This window comes from Polyangium sorediatum (genome assembly GCF_029946465.1).
GTDB lineage: Bacteria > Myxococcota_A > Polyangia > Polyangiales > Polyangiaceae > Polyangium > Polyangium fumosum.
In genome coordinates this window covers 121,771-138,759 of sequence record NZ_JARZHI010000016.1, presented here as the reverse complement: position 1 = coordinate 138,759, position 16,989 = coordinate 121,771, and the positions used below count along the sequence as shown (strand labels likewise).

Here is a 16,989-nt window from a genome sequence, read left to right as displayed (position 1 = left end):
GAATCGCGCGCGGAGACACGTTCCCCGCGCGGGAAAAGGGGGGACATCATGGCCATGGCGAAACTTCTCCAGACCAGCTCGCGTCTCGCGGGCGCGGTGCTCGGAGTCCTGTCGTTCGTTTCCCCGAGCGCTTCCGCGCATGCGAAGGCCGAGGCGAAGAGCGGCGGCGCCGGGGCGCAGGAGGGCGCGAAGGGGCAGGCGAGCATCGTCCTGCAAGAGCAGCTCACGGAGCTCATCACGACGAGCGGCCAGGGCCAGATCGTCGCGAAGCCCGACGCGATGCGCGCCGAGCTCGGGGTCGAGGTCCGGGCGAAGACGCTGGAGCAGGCGCAGGCCGAGCTCGCCCGCAAGATGGCGCACGTGACGAGCGCGATCGAGAAGCTCGGCCTCGACGGCCTCACGCTGCAAACGGCGGCGCTGCAGATCCAGCCGCTCCACGACGAGCCCAAGGCCGGCCGCGCGGCGAAGATCGTCGGCTATCGCGCGCAGAACACGCTGTCGATCACGCTGCGCCCCGCGGAGGTGACGGAGCTCGGGACGCAGGCGGCGAAGCTCGTGGACGCGGGCGTCGGCGCGGGCGCGAACGTGGTGCAGGGGATCTCATTTTTCCTCGCGCGCCCGGAGGAAGCGCAGGCCAAGGCGCTGCACCTCGCGGCCGTGGACGCGGAGCGGAACGCGAAGATCCTCGCGGCCACGTCGGGCGTGCGTCTGCTCGGGCTGCACAGCCTGGATGGATCCCAGGGCCGCCTGTCGCCGCTCTTCCTCGACGCGGGCATCGCAGCGGCCTCGCTCAAGATCGAGACGACGATCGAGCCCGGCGAGCTCACGATCACGGCGAGCGTGACCGCCCGGTACCACTTCTCGAACCACTGACGGATCCCGCGGCCGCGCGAGGTTTTGGCGCAGGCTTCGGCCGGCCGGCCTCGCGCGGCGCTTCTTTCGAGGGGGTTCGCCTTGCCAAGCGCGGCGCCCGTCACGACAATGCGCCGCCCGTGGCCGTCTCGATCCATCCGCTCGCGCATGTCGATCCCGGGGCGAAGCTCGGCGTGGACGTCGTCGTGGGCCCCTTCGCCGTGATCGAGGGCGACTGCGAGATCGGCGACGGCTGCCGCGTCGAGGCGCACGCGGTGATCGCGGCGGGCAGCCGGATCGGGCGCCGCAACGTGGTCCACTCGTTCGCGGTGATCGGGGGCGCGCCGCAGGATCGGCGGTATGCGGGCGAGCCGACCACGCTCGTCGTGGGCGACGACAACGTGTTTCGCGAGCACGTGACGGCGCATCGCGGCACCGGGCACGGCGGCGGCGTGACCCGCATCGGGAGCGCGGGGCTCTTCATGGTCGGCGTGCACGTCGCGCACGACGTGGTCGTCGGGGATCGGGTCACGCTCGCGAACGGCACGTTGCTCGCGGGACACGTCGTGCTCGGGGATCACGTGGTGACGGGTGGTCACGTCGCGGTGGCGCCCTTCGTCCGCGTGGGCGCGCGCGCGTTCCTCGCGGGCGGGTCGATGGTGGAGCGTGACGTGCCGCCGTTCGTGATCGCCGAGGGAAACCGGGCGCGCGTGCGTGCGTTGAACCGTGTGGGGCTCGAACGGACGGGCGTGCCGCTCGAATCACGCGTCGCGCTGAAGCGGGCGTTTCGGGCGCTCTTCGTGGGGGAGCTTCCGCGCGCCGAGGCCCTCGCGCGGCTCGAATCCGTCTCGGATCCGTTTGTCCGCGAGCTCGTCGCCTTCCTCCGCGCGCTGCCCCGCCGTTAAGGTGAACGGCGGCTTGCCGAAACGAGCGCGCAGGCGGTTGCACGCACGGAGCACCGCTGGAATCGCCACGATCCGCCGCTCGATCGCGCGTTTGCCGGGGACGTCCAGGAGGACGAGGCCGATGAAGATCGTGAGCAGCCCTTGTCCCGGCACGCCGGGCAGGGACATCAGGATCCCGAGAATGACCAGGAAAAACCCGAGCAGGTTCTTGCCGGCGATCCCGAGGGCGCGCTGCCATGCCGGACGGCCGGCGAGGAAGCGCCCTGGGCCCCGCGCCTCTTCGAAGTGCGCGGCGTCGAGCCGCACGACCACGAGCGCCACCGCGGCCAGGCTGAGCGCAAGGCTCAACCCGAAGACACCCATGCCCACGAAGATCTCGGACGCATGGATTTCCAGCGTGTGGAGCAAATTCATCCGGCCGCGCACCCTGCCCCAACCAACAACCGCGCCTCGTCCAGATTCCCTGTCATGTAGCGCACGCCATCACGCGGGCAAGGCGCGCGGAGGGCTCGTCAATCCGTGCGTTTTGGACGAAGCTCCGCGCATGATCGAGGCGGCGAAGACGCACCTCCGGGCGCGGGAAGAAGCGGCGCTCTTGCTGCTCGAAGCGCTCGTCGGCGTGAACTCGTTCACGGACAACGTGCCGGGCGGGTCGCGCGTGGGCGAGATGCTCGCGGCGGAGCTTCGCGGGATCGAGGGCGTGAGCTCGGTGCGCGCGCACGCGAGCGATCGGTATGCGCCGCACTGGGTCGCGCGGACGGAGGCGGCGGAGCGCTCGGCCGCGGGGTGCGTGGCGATCGTGGGGCACCTCGATACGGTGTTTCCGCCGGGGACCTTCGAGGGGTTCCGGCGCGAGGGGCCGATCGCGCGTGGGCCCGGCGTGCTCGACATGAAGGGCGGGCTCGTCGTGGTGCTCGAAGCGATGCGCGCGCTCGCGCACGTGGGCGTGCTCGCGCGTGTGCCGATGCGCGTGGTGATCGTGTCGGACGAGGAGGTCGGTTCTCCCGAGGGACAACGTGTGATCGCCGAGGAGCTCGCCGGCGCGCGCGCGGCGCTCGTGTTCGAGGCGGGGCGCGCGAAGGACCTCGTGATCACGTCGCGCAAGGGCACGGGCAGCGCGCGTGTCGTCGCCGCAGGGAAAGCCGCGCATGCGGGCAATGCGCACGCGGACGGCGCGAATGCGATCTGGGCGCTCGCGCGCTTCATCGATCACGCGCAACAGCTCACCGACGCCACGCGCGGCGTGACCGTGAACGTCGGAACGATCCGTGGCGGACAGTCGAAAAACACCGTGCCCGATCACGCCGAGGCCGAGCTCGATTTCCGCTACGAGCGGCGCGCCGACGGAGAGGCGCTCCTCGCAAAGTTCACGAACGTGGCGAAGGAAACGGCGATCGCGGGGACGACGTTGACGGTGATGGGCGGCATCGCGCGATCGTCGCTCGAACGTACATCGGCTTCTGCAGCGCTCTACGAAGCGTATGCCGCGTGCGCGCGCGCAGCAGGACTCGGCGACGGCGAGGCGCCGCTCGTGGGGGGCGGCTCGGACGCGGCAACAACAGCGGCGCTCGGCATCCCGTCGATCGACGGCCTTGGGCCGCGCGGCGCGGGCTTTCACACGCACGACGAGCACATCGAGGTGGCGACACTCGTGCCGAAGGCAGAGGCGATCGTGCGGTTTTTGCTGGGCTGCATGGAGAGTTTCGACCCGGACGGCTTGATGCGATCTTCTTGAGGCTTGGCCGTCCTTCTGCGATCCTGACGGACGACATCGTGCAGGGTCCGGCGAGGTACGAGCTGCGAGACCGGGCGAGGAGCTTGGACGGCCGCGTTTTGTGCGCGTGCGGGGCTTTGAGGGGGGACGCATGAGCTCGCTCGGGGACGTGGGGGCGGGGCATACGCTGGGGCGCTACGAGCTGCTCGTGCCGATTGCGCAGGGCGGCATGGCCGTCGTGTGGGCCGCGCGCATGAAGGGCACGCGCGGCTTTCAGAAGATCGTCGCGGTCAAGACGATGCTGCCCGAGCTGTCGCAGGATCCGCAGTTCGAGGACATGTTCCTCGCGGAGGCGGGCCTCGCCTCGCGCATCCGCCACCCGCACGTCTGCGAGATCCTCGATCTCGGCGAGCAGGACGGGCTGATCTACATCGTGATGGAGTGGATCGACGGCGAGCCGCTCAGCCAGCTCGCGCGCGCGGCCCGGCAGAAGGGCGGCGTCCCGATGCTCATCGCGCTCCGCGTCTGCCTCAACGCCGCGCTCGGCCTGCACGCCGCGCACGAGCTGCAGAACGAAGCCGGCGAACTCGTGGGGCTCGTGCATCGCGACGTCTCGCCGCAGAACATCCTCGTCACGTACGACGGCGTCGTGAAGATCGTGGACTTCGGCGTGGCCAAGGCCACGGCGGTCTCGGATACGGGCGCGACGAAGGACGGCCAGCTCAAGGGCAAGGTGCCGTTCATGTCGCCCGAGCAAGCGCTCGGAAAGGCCGTGGATCGCCGCACGGACGTCTTCGCGCTCGGCATCGTGCTCTACCAGCTCCTCGCCTCGAAGCACCCGTTCCGCGGGGACAACGACATGATCACGCTGCGACGGATCTGCGACAAAGAGCCGGCGCCGTCGTTGCTCTCGGCGATGCCGAACTGCCCGACGCTCCTGAACGAGATCGTCATGAAGGCGCTCGAGAAGGAAGCCGACAAACGCTACCCGTCGATGGCCGAGTTCGCGCGCGCGCTCGATCGTGGGATCGCGGAGCTCAAGCTCGCGGGGCAGCCCGACGAGGACGTGGTCGCGTTCGTCAGGTCCATGCTCGGCGAGCGCGCCGACAAGCGCCGCGCGGCGATTCGGGATGGCCTCAAGGTCGCCGACGAGCGCGCCGAGCAACGCGAGCAGCTCAAGGCGCAACGCGCCGCGCTCCTCGCGCAGGCGCGGGCGAACGGCGGGACGATCCCGCCGGGCCTGCTCGGCAATCGCATGCCCACGATCCCGCCGGGCCTGCAGTCGATCCCGCCGCCGCCCGGATCGATGCCCGACATCGCCACGATCGCGCACGGCCGCGCGAGCCTCGTGCCCGGCACGCTCCACGCGCAAGGCGCGCCCTCGTCGCCGACGGCGGCCGCGATCGTCGCCGACGTCGACGACGACATCGCGGCCTTTACGGGAGGCGGAAAGAAGAAGCTCGCCGTGGTGTTCGGCGCGATCGGCGTGCTCGCGATCGGCGGCGCGGTCCTCGCCTTCTCGCAAGGCTCGACGACGCCCGAGCCGGCGACGCAGCCTGCCGTCACCACGATGGCGCCCGCGGCGACCACGCCTGCGCCCACGCCGACCCCCCTCCCCTCGCCCGTCACGAGCGCCGCGCCCTCGACGAGCGCCGCCGTGCCCCCCGCGACGCACAACCAGGGCGGCGCGACGACGAAGGCCACGACCACGCCCACCGGGGCCGGCACCACGAAATCGCCGAACACGAAGAGCACCGGCACCCCGAAGCCGGGCGGCCATGACAACCTGCCCAGCGTGCGTGACCCCGGCTTCTGATCGGCGCGCCTGATCGTTTCACGCCCAACGGGTTCGCGCGGACGAACCCTCAGGCGAGGACGGCGAACTTCAAGTACCGGCCTTCGAACCACGCAGGCAGCGTCGGGTGATCGGGCGGCTGTCCGTGCATGGCCACGAGCGAAAGGTCGTCGCGACCAAGCGCGGCGTCGTCGAGCGTGTCGAGGAAGTCCTCGGCCGACACGTGGCTCGAACACGAAGCCGCGCAGAGCAGCCCGCCCGGGGCGAGCACCTTCGCGAGCGCGCCGTGGAGCTTGCGGTACGCGGTGAGCGCGCGCGGCTTCGTCCGCTCGTTCGGCGCGAAGCTCGGCGGATCCGACACGATGAGGTCGAACTTGTCGCCGCGTCGCGCTGCCGCTTCGAGGAAGGCGAAGGCGTCCGCCGTGACGAACGCGTGGTTCGCCGGGTCGAGCCCGTTCGCGCGGAACGAGCGTTGCGCGGTCGCGTGCGCGGCGGCGGCGACGTCGACCGAGGTCACGTGCGCGGCGCCGCCGAGCGCGGCCGCGACCGAGAAGCCGCCCGCGTAGCTGTAGAGGTTCAGCGCGCGGGCGCGGCGGGCGCCGAACGCGCGGACGCGGGCGCGGTTGTCGCGTTGATCGAGGAACGCGCCCGTCTTCTGCCCGTGCGCGAGGTCGACCTCCATCGCCATCCCGTTCTCGCGCACGATCACGCGGTCCTCGGGCTCGTCGCCTGCGAGCGGGCGGATGCGACGATCGCCGGCCTCGTCGCGGGCGCGGCGGAGCGCGACGCTGCGCACGCCGCGCCCGGCGAGGACGCGCGCGATCTTCGGCGCGAGCTTTTCGATCCAGGGGTCGAGGTGATCGCCGTCGAGGCGGACGATCGCGACGTGCGCGTACCTGTCGATCACGAGGCCGGGCACGTGGTCGCCTTCGCCGTTGCAGAGGCGGTAGGCGTCGGTGTCAGGCCCGACGAACGCCTCGCGGCGGGCGAAGGCGCGGTTGATCCGCTCGAGCAACGCGCGCTCGTCGAGGCGCCCGCTCTTGCCGAAGACGCGCACGGCGATGGGGGAGGACTCGTCCCAGAGGCCCACGCCGAGCGGCTCGCCCTCCTCGCTCGCGAGCGAGACGGCCGTGCCCGAGTCGAGCTTCGGCGGCCGGGCGAGGCCTTCTCGAAATACCCAGGGATGACCTCGACGAACGGAGGCGGCGGCGGAACGGGTGAGGCGGAGTGTCTTCGAATCACGTGCGGTCACGGGGCTTTGGGAAGCCTACTTCCGGGCCCCTCGTGATAGAAGGGCGCATGCGTTTTTCCTGGCCTCGCCTCGCGTTTCCGTGGGTCCTCGCGCTCTCTGCCTCGTGCGGCGGCGCGCCGCCGGCCGTCTCGCCGGACGGGGTCTGGCTGGCGACGTTCGATGCGGTGCCTCGCGCGGACTTCAATCGTGCTGCGGTCGCCCTCGATCTGCCGCTCTTCTGGACCGAGGACGCCGATCGCGACGGCACGCTCGATCCGAGCGAGCTCGCGGTGCTCTGGGCCGCCGCGCCCACGGAGGAGTCCTCCTGGGTCTCGTCCGGCGCCTTCAACCCGACGTTCGGCAGCGCGTACGCCTCGATCGTGGACTTCGTGAAGAACGGTCCGAAGTTCGCGGGCCTCGCGCCCGGCGAGGTCGAGCGCCGCAAGGCCGTCCTGCGCGAGCTCGACGCGGGCCGGCCCACGCTCGTCGCCTCGGATTTCCGCGGCGGCGCTGCGACCGACGAGGATCGGGCGATCGTGAACCACGTGCTCGCGGCGGCGCGGCTCGTCGAGAAGCTCTACCAGAAGCAGACAGGCACGCTCTCGCTCGCGTCGAAGGTCCCCGCGGACGATCCGGCGAGCCGGCGGCTCTTCTACCGGAACCAGGGCCCGCAATGCGAGGCGCCGCCCACGAAGGGCGACGTCAATTGTTACGCGATCCCGCGGGCGCCGGGCGAAGAGAAGCGCGTCCCCTCGGGGCTTTATCCCGCCGAATTGCAATCGAAGCCCGATTTCTGCAAGACGCTCGCCGCGCGCCCGGACGCCCGCGCGCTCATGAATCCGTTCGTCGTCGTGACGGGCGAGGGCGACGCGCTCAAGCCCGTGCCGTACCAGCGGGCCTACGAGAACGACATGCAGGCCGTGGCGCGTGAGCTCGACGCGGCGGCCGAGGCGATCACGAATCCAGACGAGGCCTCATTCCAGGCGTATCTGCGTGCTGCCGCGAAGGCGTTCCGGGACGGGAGCTGGTTCGAGGCGGACGAGGCCTGGGCGCGGATGAGCACGTTCAACTCGAAGTGGTACCTGCGCATCGGCCCGGACGAGACGTATTTCGAGCCGTGCAGCGAGAAGGCGGGCTTCCACGTGAGCTTCGCGCGGATCGACCAGGGCTCGATCGAATGGAAGGAGAAGCTCGATCCGCTGAAGCAGGACATGGAGCAGGCGCTCGCGGCGCTCGCCGGGCCGCCGTATACGGCGCAGAAGGTCTCCTTCAAGCTGCCCGATTTCATCACGGTCATCTTGAACGCGGGCGATTCGCGGGACGCGTTTGGCGCGACGATCGGCCAGAGCCTGCCGAACTTCGGCCCCGTGGGCAACGAGGGGCGCGGCCGTACGGTCGCGATGACGAATTTTTATACCGATCCGGACAGCATCGCCTCGCAGCGGGGGCTCGCGGCTTCGTTGTTCTGCGGCGCGACGATGGCGTCGTACACGGACGACCCGGGGCCGCAGCTCATGAGCACGGTCCTGCACGAGGCTGCGCACAACCTCGGGCCTTCGCACCAGTATGCGGTGAACGGCAAGATCGACAGCGAGATCTTCGGCGGGCCGCTCGCGAGCACGCTGGAGGAGCTGAAGGCGCAATCGGCGGCGCTTTATTTCACGGATTGGCTCGTCGAGCGGGGCACGATCGACAAGAACAAGGCGAACTTCGCGCACGTGCGGGACATCGCCTGGGCCTTCGGCCACATCTCGCGCGGGATGTACGACGAGACCAAGCACCCGCTGAACTACAGCCAGCTCGCGGCGATCCAGGTGGGCTTTTTGCTCGACGAGGGCGTCCTCACCTGGAACGCGGGCGAAAAAGCGCAAAATGGCACGGACACGGGCTGCTTCGCGGTCAAGCTCGACGCGTTCCCGGCCGCGAGCAAGAAGCTCATGGGGATCGTGGCGAAGATCAAGGGCAGCGGTGACAAACCCGGCGCCGAGGCGCTCGTCGCGAAATACGTGGATGCGCCCGGCGCGTACGCGGATCTCAAGAAGACGATCACCGAGCGGTGGCTCCGGCAGCCCAAGGCGAGCTTCGTCTACTCGATCCGACGCTGAATCCCCCGGCGCGCGCTAAACTCGGCGCATGACCGCCCTTCCTCGCCAGACAAAGATCCTCCTCGCCGCCCTCGTGCCCCTCGCGTTTGGCCTCGAAGCAGGCTGCGCCGAGGGCACGGACGCCCCGCTCCCGCCCACGACGAGCGCCTCTTCGAGCGCGTCGTCGTCGAGCGGCGTGGGCGGCGGCGGCGCGGGCGGCGCGGGCGGCGGCGAGGTCGTGCCCGAGCCCGATGCGCCGCCCGTGCTCACGATCGTCAATGGCGTGAACGATCACGAGGCGATCCGGCTCTGCTTCGTCCCCTACCCCGACGGCGGGGATCCCGCGCCTTATCCGGCCGACCCGGCAGGGCTCGCGTTTGCGGCGGCCGCGCGGGTGGATCCGGCGATGCTCTTGCCCGCGGACGAGGACGTGTATCTGTACGTCATCGCCGGGGATCTCACGAAAACCAAGGATCTCGGGTGCGCGACGCTCACCGAGGGCAATACGCCGGCGGGCGTCGTGGTCGCGCCGGTTGCCGTGATCCCGGCGTCGGCGTTCGTCGCCAAGCGGAGCCTCTTGCTCGTGCCGACGGGCTGCGTCGGCGGGCCGGGCCATACCGATCCGCTCGAACGAGAAGCCTGTGGCCCGACGTATTCGGCGGACGCACCGAATCCGGGCCTCCTCGCGGCGGCCATGTCGCGCGTGACGGCGGAGGGCCATCTTTCGCTCCAGGCTGCGCATGCAGCGCAGCCGATGCCTTCCGTCGACGTGCGGCTCGTGCCCGGGACCGAGGGCGGAATGCCGCAGCAGGTCGCGCCCTCGCTCACGGCGGGCGCCGTCGGGCCGTTTCCGCCGTTCCGGCAGGTCGCGCGGTTCGAATTGGGATCGATCGCGCAGACGGAGATCCTCACGTTCGTGCCGGGGCAGTTCGTGAAGACCTCGGCGTCGCCGCTCGACGCGGCCCTCGCGCGGGGCGGCCTCACGCAGGCCGATTTCGAGGACGGGCGGGCGTTCACGTTCGTCGCGGTGGGCGCGCAGCCGGGCATTGCGGCGGGCGCGTTCTGGCACGCGCTCACGTGGACCGTGGTACGGTCGGATCCCTAGAATGGCAGGGTGAGGGCGTCATGGCCGTATCGCTGAACGTGGACCTCGGGGAGCTACCGGGCGAGCCCGAGGAGCTTTATTCGATCGCGACGATGGTCAACGTCGCGTGTGGCGGGCACGCGGGCGACGAGGCCTCGATGGAGCGGGCGTGCGCGCTCGCGCGCCAGGCAGGCGCCCGGCTCGCCGCGCATCCCTCGTACCCGGACCGCGCCGGGTTTGGCCGGACGAGCGTGGGGATGCCGAGCGCGGAGCTCGCGGCGTCGGTGCGGACGCAGGTCGAGGCGCTCGCCCGGGTGGCGCGGCGGGTGGGCATTCCGATCGAGGCCGTGAAGCCACACGGCGCGCTTTATCACGACGCGGCGCGTGATCCGGCGATCGCGGCGGCCGTGGTCGAGGGAATCGACGCGGCGCTCGGTATTCCGGTCGCGCTCGTGGGTCCGCCCGAGGGCGCGCTCGCCCGCCTCGCGGCGGCGCAGGGGCGGGCTTATGTGCGGGAGGGGTTTGCCGATCGGGCGTACGGGCCGGATGGGAAGCTCGTGCCACGCACGCAAAAGGGCGCGTTGATCACGGATCCGGCGGCGGCGCGGGCGCAGGCCTGCCGCCTCGCGGGCGCGGGCACGTTCGAGACGCTTTGCGTGCACGGCGATACGCCCGGCGCGCTCACGATTGCGCGTGCGGTGCGCGACGCGCTCGTGTCGGCGGGGCATCTCGAATCGCAGGGGCGCGCGTGAGCGGCGAAGCAGCGGTCCTGCCGTACGGGGAATCGGCGGTGTACGTCGACCTCGGCGTGGAGAATGCCCCGGATCGCGCCGCGCGAACGCACGCGGCGGCAGCGGCCCTGCGCGAGGTGTTTCCGGGGAGCGACGTGGTGGTGGGCGGCGGCGTGGTCGTCGTGGCAAACGTCGCGTGGTCGGACGAGGTTGTCCAGGCGATCACGGCCGCGACGTCCGGCGCGGCACGCGCGCATGCGCCCGGACGAATGCACGTGGTCCCCGTGGTGTACGACGGGCCGGATCTGGAATCGGTCGCGGGCGCGCTCGGTGTCTCGAAAGAAGCGGTCGTGCGGCTCCATGCTGCGCGCGAAGTGACGGTCGAGCTCGTCGGGTTCTTGCCGGGATTCGGGTATTGCGGGCCCATCGATCCGCGGCTTGTGTTGCCGCGCCGCGCCTCCCCTCGCCCTCGCGTGCCGGCGGGCAGCGTCGGCATCGCGGGGAGTTTCACCGGGATCTATCCTTTTGATTCGCCCGGAGGCTGGAACCTGCTCGGCCGCGCGCATGGGGTGGCGCTCTTTGATCCCAGCCGCGACCCGCCGATGTTGCTCGCGCCGGGGGATCGGCTGCGGTTCGAGCCGGTGAATGCAGGGGAAACGGAGCCAGCGCGGAAAGAGGTTGTCCCCAAGGAACCATCGACGCGCGCCCTCGTCGTCGAAGCTGCGCCGGCGTGCGCGACGGTGCAGGACGGGGGACGCGCGGGGCAACTCGCGCGGGGCCTCCCGCCGTCGGGGCCGCTCGATCCGGAGACACACGCGGCCGCGAACGAGGCCGTCGGCAATAAGCCCGATGCAGCGGCGATCGAGGTGCCGCTCGGCGCGCTGCTCGTGCGGGCCCGGGGCGACGTGTGGATTTCGGTGGACGGCGCGGCGCCCGTTCATCTCGCAGATGGAGATTCGTTCCGTGTCGAGGAAGGCCCGCGCGCCGTGCGGTATCTCGCGGCGCGCGGCGGAATGGACGTGCCGCCGGCGCTCGGCGCGCGGGCGACCTTGCTCGTGGCGCGGCTCGGCGGCGCGAATGGACGCGCGCTCCGGCGGCGGGACATCGTGCCCGTGGGGGATCCCGATCGAGCCGCCGCGCAGCCTTCGCGCCCTCCCGCGCCGCCCGCGGACGACGCAATGGCCGCGATTGCAATCGACGAAGGCCCGCACCGGAGCCGTTTTCCCGCGGACGCGCTCGACGTGCTCCTCTCGTCCACGTTCACCGTCTCGCGGCTCGGCGATCGCGTCGGGCAAAGGCTCGAAGGCGCGAGCATCCCGCGGGATCGACCCGATCTCGCGCTGCCCATTCCCATGCTCCGGGGCGCCGTGCAGGTCACGACGGACGGCACGCCCATCGTGCTCGGGCCGGATCATCCGACGACGGGTGGTTATCCGGTCCTCGCCGTCGTTCGCCGCGCGTCACTCGGCGCGCTCGCGCGGCTTCGACCGGGAAAAACATTGCGTTTCGTGCGTGGCGCCTGACGCCTCGCGATTGCCATCGTCGCCTGGGTCGGGTAAGGATTCCTCCTTCGATGGCGGGCCCCTGCCAAGCACACCCCGGGACGAACGCGACGCACGAATGCACGTTATGCGGCGCGCTCCATTGCACGCCTTGCCTCGAGCTCCTCGTCACGGACCATGACGCGCGGCCCATGACGAAGTGCCCGCGCTGCGGCGCCTTCGCGCGGCCCCTGCCCGCGCCCGAGCGCCCGGAGCGCGAGGACCTCATGCTCGCCTTGCGCCGTCCCTTCGACGAGGAGGGTATGCTCCTCCTCGCGGCGCTCGCCGCGCCTTATTGGCTCACCGCGCTCCCCGTGCCCCAGATCTCCACGTTTTTCAACGTGATCTACCTGGGCACGCTCTCCACCGTGTATTTCCAGATCGTCGAGCACGTGGGCCGCGACGCCCCCGGGCTGCCCTTCTCGGCGCGTTATACCTCGCGCTGGGATCTCTTTCTCTCGTTCTTGCGGGGGTTCGTCTGCGTGCTCGGCGGCTTCTGGCCGGCGATCGTCTCGGAGATCTTCCTGCCGGGGAACGTGTGGCTCACGCTGGCGCTCGTGCTCATCGGGGTCGCGATGACGCCCGCGGTCATTCTTGCGATCTCGTTGACGGGGCACACGCTCAATGGCCTCTGGCCCATCGTCTGGTACAAGATCGTCGCGCACGATCCGCGGGCCTACGGCAGGCTCCTCGGGCAGTTCGTCGCGTCGACCGCGGCAGGCGTGATGGCCGCCCTGCTCGCAGCCTATACGGTGGGATTCATCCCGTTCTTCGGGGCGTATTTCGTGGGGCTCGTGATCACGACCGCGGCGGTCGTGCAAGCATCGCTCTTCGGCACGTGGGTCCGGCGCCACGCGTGGGCGCCTCTGGAGGATTGAGGCCGCTCATTCCGGCGGCTTGATCTGCGTCTCGCAGCCGAAGAGCACCTCGAGCTTCCCGCCCGCGTCGCCCTGCAAGGCCGCGCAGGTGTTCTGGCAAATCGAGATCTTCGTCGGGGCGTTGGGGACGTCGTAGTACCAGCCGCCCGTATTGCCGCAACCGCCCTGGCCCGCCGGGACGTTGTAAATGGTCGTCTTCGTGCCATTGCTGTTCGTGTACACGACGTTGACCTTCGTCGGGTCGATCGTCGTGCCGTCGGGCGGCACGGGGATCGGGTAATCGCAGGAGATCTTCGCCTCCGAGACGACGGCGGTCGCCATGTCGTTGAAGACCGGGCCGAACGCCTGGATGCAGAGGTTGCCGAGCACGCCGCCCGTCTGCTGCACGAGCTGCTTGTAGACCTTGCCCTCCGCCGCCGAGATGGGCTCACACGCGAACGACTGCTTGTTGCAGCAGGTGAACGGACAAGCCCCGCAGTTGAACGCACACTGGAAAATGCATTGGTCGCCGCCTTCGAACGAGACGATCGCGTCGAACTTGAAGCCCTGGAACGTCGGGTCGAGCGCGAGGAGCTGGTTCGTGAACGTGTTCGCGGCCATGTCCGAGTCGTCGTCCGACACGACGGCGATCGTCTTCACCGCGTTCGGGCGGAGCACGTCCTTCCATTGCGGGTACGTGCTCAGGATCTGCTGGAACGCGTCCGTGCTGGCGACGGTCTGCACGACGTGCCGGTAGTTCGGCAGCTTCTCGTCCATCCCATTGCAGCTCCCGCTGCCGAGCGGCGCGGGGATGCACATCGTGGCGTCCGCGATCATCACGACGTGCACGTCGATCCCGCTCGCGGTGATGAGCTGCGCGAACGTGTTCAGGTTCGCCTGCACCTGGGCGATCTCCTCGTCCATGCTGCCCGAGGTGTCGACGGCGATGATGATATCCGCCGGTTGCTTGCCCGCCGTCGCCTCGGACGAGACGCTCGCACACGTATCCGCGTCCGGGAGCGCGCCGCCCGCGCCGCTGCCCGACCCGACGAAGATGTCGCCGCCGCTCCCGCTCGCGCCGGGACCATTGCCACCCGATGCGCCCGCGCCGCCTTGCCCCGAAGCGCCGGACGCGCCCGCGCCATCACTCGCGCCGCTCCCGCTCCCGCTGCCGCCCGACGCCGAGCACGCCCCCACGAGCGCGAGCCCGAGCGACAAACCACCTACCACCATCCCAAGCCAATGCTTTTTCCGTACTCGCATGGATCCTTCCTATCACGAGTCGGAGCGACGGTGAACAATGCGCGCGAATCGTGCGGACGACACAGAATCTCTTCCACCCGGGCCGCGGTTCCGCGCTATCGTCGGTGCCTGCGAACTCCATGAGCGACGCACCGGACAACTTGCGAGACGGTCGATACGCGGTCGTGCGCCTCCTCGGCGAGGGCGGGCAAGGGGCGACGTTCGAGGCCGTCGACAAGAAGGAAGGCCAGCCGGTCGCGGTCAAACGATTCCGCGTGCGCGGCGCGAAGAGCTGGAAAGAGGTGGAGCTCGCCGAGCGCGAGGCGCGCGTGCTCGCGAGCCTCTCGCATCCGGGCCTGCCCCGCTACGTCGAGCACTTCGAGGAGGGCGGCGAGCTCTTCCTCGTCACGCAGAAAATCGAGGGCGAGAGCCTCGCCGCGATGCAGAAGCGCGGCGCGACGCTCAGTGAAGCCGACGTGCTCCGCTTCCTGCACGACGCGTCGGCGATCCTCGACTACCTGCACGGCCGCGCGCCGCCCGTCGTGCACCGCGACATCAAGCCGAGCAACGTGCTCCGGAGGCCCGACGGATCGTTTGCCCTGATCGATTTCGGCGCCGTGCGCGACAAGATGAAGCCCGAGGGCGGGAGCACGGTCGTCGGCACGTTCGGGTTCATGGCGCCCGAGCAGTTCCAGGGCCGCGCGATGCCCGCCTCCGACGTGTACGCGATCGGCGCGACGGCCGTCTCGATGCTCACGGGCCGGCAGCCCGAGGATTTGCCGCACAAAGGCCTCGCCATCGACGTCGAGGCCGCGCTCGGTCGATCGGCGCGCCCCGCGCTCGTGGCCACGCTCGTGGCCATGCTCGAACCCGACCCGGACAAGCGCGCGGGCCGGCTCGCGCCGCTCCTCCAGAAGCTCGGCGAGGCGCCCTCGAAGAAAGCGGCCCCGCACGCGACGAAGAGCGAGGCGAAGGCCGAGCGCAAAGCCGACAAGCAAGAGCGCAGAGCGGAGCGGCGCGCAGAGCGCTGGGAGAGGCGACAAGAGCGCTGGGAAGAGCGGCAAGAGCGCTGGGCGCGTGAATACGAGTCGCACCCGGCCTCGGACATGATTCCCGGTCCGATCGCGGGGCTCATCCAGTTCGGGCTCATGTTCGCGCAGCTCGCGGTCTTCGTGGGCGTGCGCGTGGTCGCGCCTTTCGTGCTGCAAATCTTGTCGCTCTTCTTCGGCAAGGCGTTGCGCGAGGCGGCGGCCAACGTGAGCGAGGCGGGCAGGAAGGCGCACGACGCGCTCGAGCGCGCGAAGGGCGTGATCCGCAGGCGCGCCGAGGCGCTGGGGAACGAAGACGCCCGGATCGAAGTGCAGGACGGAAAGGATCCGAACGCGTCGAAGCGCGTCCGCGTGGACGTGCGCGACACGACGGACGCGCCCGACGACGAGCGCCTCGCCGAGGAAGAGGCCGCGGAGGCGGAGCGCGAGGGGCGCCAAAGGAAACGACGCTGACGCGGCGGGCCGTTGCCTTTGCGGAGCCACACGTCCACACTCCCGCGCTTCGTTTGCGGATTCGGGAGGCGGTAGGTCATGACGAACGCTCGTTCCTTGGGTGATCGTGTTCGCGGGTCGGGGCGCCTGTTCTCCACGCTCGTCGCGCTCGCGGCGCTGATCGTCGGCTGTGGGGACGGTGGGAATGGCGGAGGCACGGGAGGCTCCGGGCAAGGCGGCGGCGGCCTCGGAGGCGCGGGCGGCGGCGGGGCCGGCGGGACGGGCGGCGCGGGGCAAGGCGGTTCGAGCGCGACGAGCCTCGACGGCCTGCTCGCCGAGCTTCGCGCGGACCTCGAAGGCACGATGGACAAATACGCCGGGAGCGACGGATGGCCCGTGGGGGTGGAGGGCGGGCATCTCTTCGTGTCGACGGACCCGAGCCTGGACCTCGTCGCGGGGGATCATGACGGCTGGGTGGGCAGCCCGATGCAGATCGACAATGCGGGCTTTCGCTGGCTGCATGTGAAAGACGTGGCGGCGGGGAGCCGCTACAAGTTCACGAACAAGACGATATGGGAGGCCGACCCGTGGGCGCGCTCGTACACGTACGACGACAACGGGGAGATCAGCCTCGTCGCGCCGAAGACGGCGCACCTCGATCGTTTCTTCCGGATCGGCGACGCGCAAATGCCGGAGCGCACGGTGAACGTGTGGCTGCCGGAGGGCGCGGCGACGCACGTGCTTTATGTGCACGACGGGCAAAACCTGTTCGATCCGGAGGCGGCCTGGGGCGGCTGGAGGCTCCAGGACAGCGCGCCGGCGGGGATGATGCTCGTGGGGATCGACAACACGGGCATCGGTCGCATGGACGAGTACACGCATGTGCCCGACGTCATCGATCTCGACCAAGATGGCACGGTCGAGCCCTGGGGCGGCAAGGGCGACGCGTATGCGGACTTCGTGAACGGCACGGTCCGCAAGCTCGTCGCGGACCGCTACGGCGAGCCGCCGAAGGTGGGCACGATGGGCTCGTCGCTCGGCGGGCTCATTTCATTCCACATCGCGGACCGGTTCCCGGGCGAATACGAGTATGCGGCGAGCCTGTCGGGCACGATGGGCTGGGGCAAGATGGGCGAGACGTCGACGAACGAGACGATGATCGAGCGATACGAGGCGCACGGCCATCGCGCGACGGTGCTTTACCTCGATTCGGGCGGCGGGGACCCGGCGCTGGGCCAGTCCGAAAATGAGGCCAAGTGCAAGGACACGGACGGCGACGGGATCGAGGACGACGTTGGGCTCGGCGACAACGCCTGCGAGAATGCGCAGATGCGGGACGTCCTGGTCTCGGTGGGCTACACGCTGCAATCGGACGTGTACCACTGGTGGGAGGCGGGGGCGCCGCACAACGAGGCGGCGTGGCGGGCGCGGGTGTTCCGGCCGATGGATCTGTTCAAGGGGCTTTGAGGGAA

General features: G+C 70.2%; 13 protein-coding genes. 11 read left to right on the top strand and 2 right to left on the bottom strand.

Going from position 1 to position 16,989, the window contains the following annotated elements; all coding sequences use genetic code 11:
* The first annotated feature begins 54 nt into the window (after positions 1-54).
* From QHF89_RS19965 to QHF89_RS19950, 4 genes are all read left to right on the top strand, one after another.
* Positions 55-873 (top strand): SIMPL domain-containing protein, encoded by an 819-nt coding sequence (locus tag QHF89_RS19965; protein WP_284720710.1) that lies wholly within the window; start codon positions 55-57, stop codon positions 871-873.
* A 119-nt stretch (positions 874-992) separates the two neighbouring features.
* Positions 993-1,757 (top strand): acyl-ACP--UDP-N-acetylglucosamine O-acyltransferase, encoded by a 765-nt coding sequence (lpxA, locus tag QHF89_RS19960; RefSeq protein WP_284720709.1) that lies wholly within the window; start codon positions 993-995, stop codon positions 1,755-1,757.
* 544 nt (positions 1,758-2,301) lie between these two features.
* Positions 2,302-3,492 carry a M20/M25/M40 family metallo-hydrolase gene (locus tag QHF89_RS19955; RefSeq protein WP_136966378.1) on the top strand — a complete coding sequence of 397 codons (1,191 nt, stop codon included), beginning with the start codon at positions 2,302-2,304 and terminating at the stop codon, positions 3,490-3,492.
* 130 nt (positions 3,493-3,622) lie between these two features.
* Positions 3,623-5,287 (top strand): serine/threonine-protein kinase, encoded by a 1,665-nt coding sequence (locus tag QHF89_RS19950; protein WP_136966379.1) that lies wholly within the window; start codon positions 3,623-3,625, stop codon positions 5,285-5,287.
* Positions 5,288-5,336: 49 nt separating this feature from the next.
* Here QHF89_RS19950 and QHF89_RS19945 read toward each other — a convergent pair whose 3' ends face one another.
* Positions 5,337-6,518, bottom strand: coding sequence for a class I SAM-dependent rRNA methyltransferase (locus QHF89_RS19945; protein WP_136966380.1), 1,182 nt, complete (start codon positions 6,516-6,518; stop codon positions 5,337-5,339).
* A gap of 47 nt (positions 6,519-6,565) precedes the next feature.
* Between QHF89_RS19945 and QHF89_RS19940 the strand changes: the two genes are divergently transcribed.
* From QHF89_RS19940 to QHF89_RS19920, 5 genes are read left to right on the top strand one after another with little or no spacing between them, the layout of a single operon-like run.
* Positions 6,566-8,602, top strand: coding sequence for a hypothetical protein (locus tag QHF89_RS19940; RefSeq protein WP_136966381.1), 2,037 nt, complete (start codon positions 6,566-6,568; stop codon positions 8,600-8,602).
* 28 nt (positions 8,603-8,630) lie between these two features.
* Complete coding sequence (locus QHF89_RS19935; RefSeq protein ID WP_136966382.1) at positions 8,631-9,686, top strand: hypothetical protein; 1,056 nt, start codon at positions 8,631-8,633, stop codon at positions 9,684-9,686.
* Between the two features lie 20 nt (positions 9,687-9,706).
* Entirely contained in the window at positions 9,707-10,417 is a 711-nt protein-coding gene (locus QHF89_RS19930; RefSeq protein ID WP_136966383.1) for a LamB/YcsF family protein, read from the top strand.
* Complete coding sequence (pxpB, locus tag QHF89_RS19925; RefSeq protein ID WP_136966384.1) at positions 10,414-11,919, top strand: 5-oxoprolinase subunit PxpB; 1,506 nt, start codon at positions 10,414-10,416, stop codon at positions 11,917-11,919. The genes QHF89_RS19930 and pxpB overlap by 4 nt, the downstream gene beginning before the upstream one ends.
* A gap of 50 nt (positions 11,920-11,969) precedes the next feature.
* Positions 11,970-12,815: a hypothetical protein gene (locus QHF89_RS19920; protein ID WP_136966385.1), complete on the top strand. Its 846-nt coding sequence runs from the start codon at positions 11,970-11,972 to the stop codon at positions 12,813-12,815.
* 6 nt (positions 12,816-12,821) lie between these two features.
* Here the strand turns inward: QHF89_RS19920 and QHF89_RS19915 are convergent, their stop codons facing one another.
* Entirely contained in the window at positions 12,822-14,057 is a 1,236-nt protein-coding gene (locus QHF89_RS19915) for a vWA domain-containing protein (RefSeq protein WP_136966386.1), read from the bottom strand.
* 119 nt (positions 14,058-14,176) lie between these two features.
* On the opposite strand from QHF89_RS19915, the gene QHF89_RS19910 reads away from it, so the two are divergent.
* Complete coding sequence (locus QHF89_RS19910) at positions 14,177-15,538, top strand: serine/threonine protein kinase (RefSeq protein WP_136966387.1); 1,362 nt, start codon at positions 14,177-14,179, stop codon at positions 15,536-15,538.
* Positions 15,539-15,616: 78 nt separating this feature from the next.
* Positions 15,617-16,984 carry an alpha/beta hydrolase gene (locus tag QHF89_RS19905; protein ID WP_136966388.1) on the top strand — a complete coding sequence of 456 codons (1,368 nt, stop codon included), beginning with the start codon at positions 15,617-15,619 and terminating at the stop codon, positions 16,982-16,984.
* Positions 16,985-16,989 lie beyond the last annotated feature (5 nt).

Bases quoted from the DNA above. Each gene is read 5' to 3' on its own strand.
- QHF89_RS19910 (WP_136966387.1), top strand. From the start codon at position 14,177: ATGAGCGACGCACCGGACAACTTGCGAGACGGTCGATACGCGGTCGTG.
- QHF89_RS19940 (WP_136966381.1), top strand. From the start codon at position 6,566: ATGCGTTTTTCCTGGCCTCGCCTCGCGTTTCCGTGGGTCCTCGCGCTC.
- QHF89_RS19920 (WP_136966385.1), top strand. From the start codon at position 11,970: ATGGCGGGCCCCTGCCAAGCACACCCCGGGACGAACGCGACGCACGAA.
- QHF89_RS19905 (WP_136966388.1), top strand. From the start codon at position 15,617: ATGACGAACGCTCGTTCCTTGGGTGATCGTGTTCGCGGGTCGGGGCGC.
- QHF89_RS19950 (WP_136966379.1), top strand. From the start codon at position 3,623: ATGAGCTCGCTCGGGGACGTGGGGGCGGGGCATACGCTGGGGCGCTAC.
- QHF89_RS19930 (WP_136966383.1), top strand. From the start codon at position 9,707: ATGGCCGTATCGCTGAACGTGGACCTCGGGGAGCTACCGGGCGAGCCC.
- QHF89_RS19955 (WP_136966378.1), top strand. From the start codon at position 2,302: ATGATCGAGGCGGCGAAGACGCACCTCCGGGCGCGGGAAGAAGCGGCG.
- QHF89_RS19965 (WP_284720710.1), top strand. From the start codon at position 55: ATGGCGAAACTTCTCCAGACCAGCTCGCGTCTCGCGGGCGCGGTGCTC.
- QHF89_RS19915 (WP_136966386.1), bottom strand. From the start codon at position 14,057: ATGCGAGTACGGAAAAAGCATTGGCTTGGGATGGTGGTAGGTGGTTTG.
- QHF89_RS19935 (WP_136966382.1), top strand. From the start codon at position 8,631: ATGACCGCCCTTCCTCGCCAGACAAAGATCCTCCTCGCCGCCCTCGTG.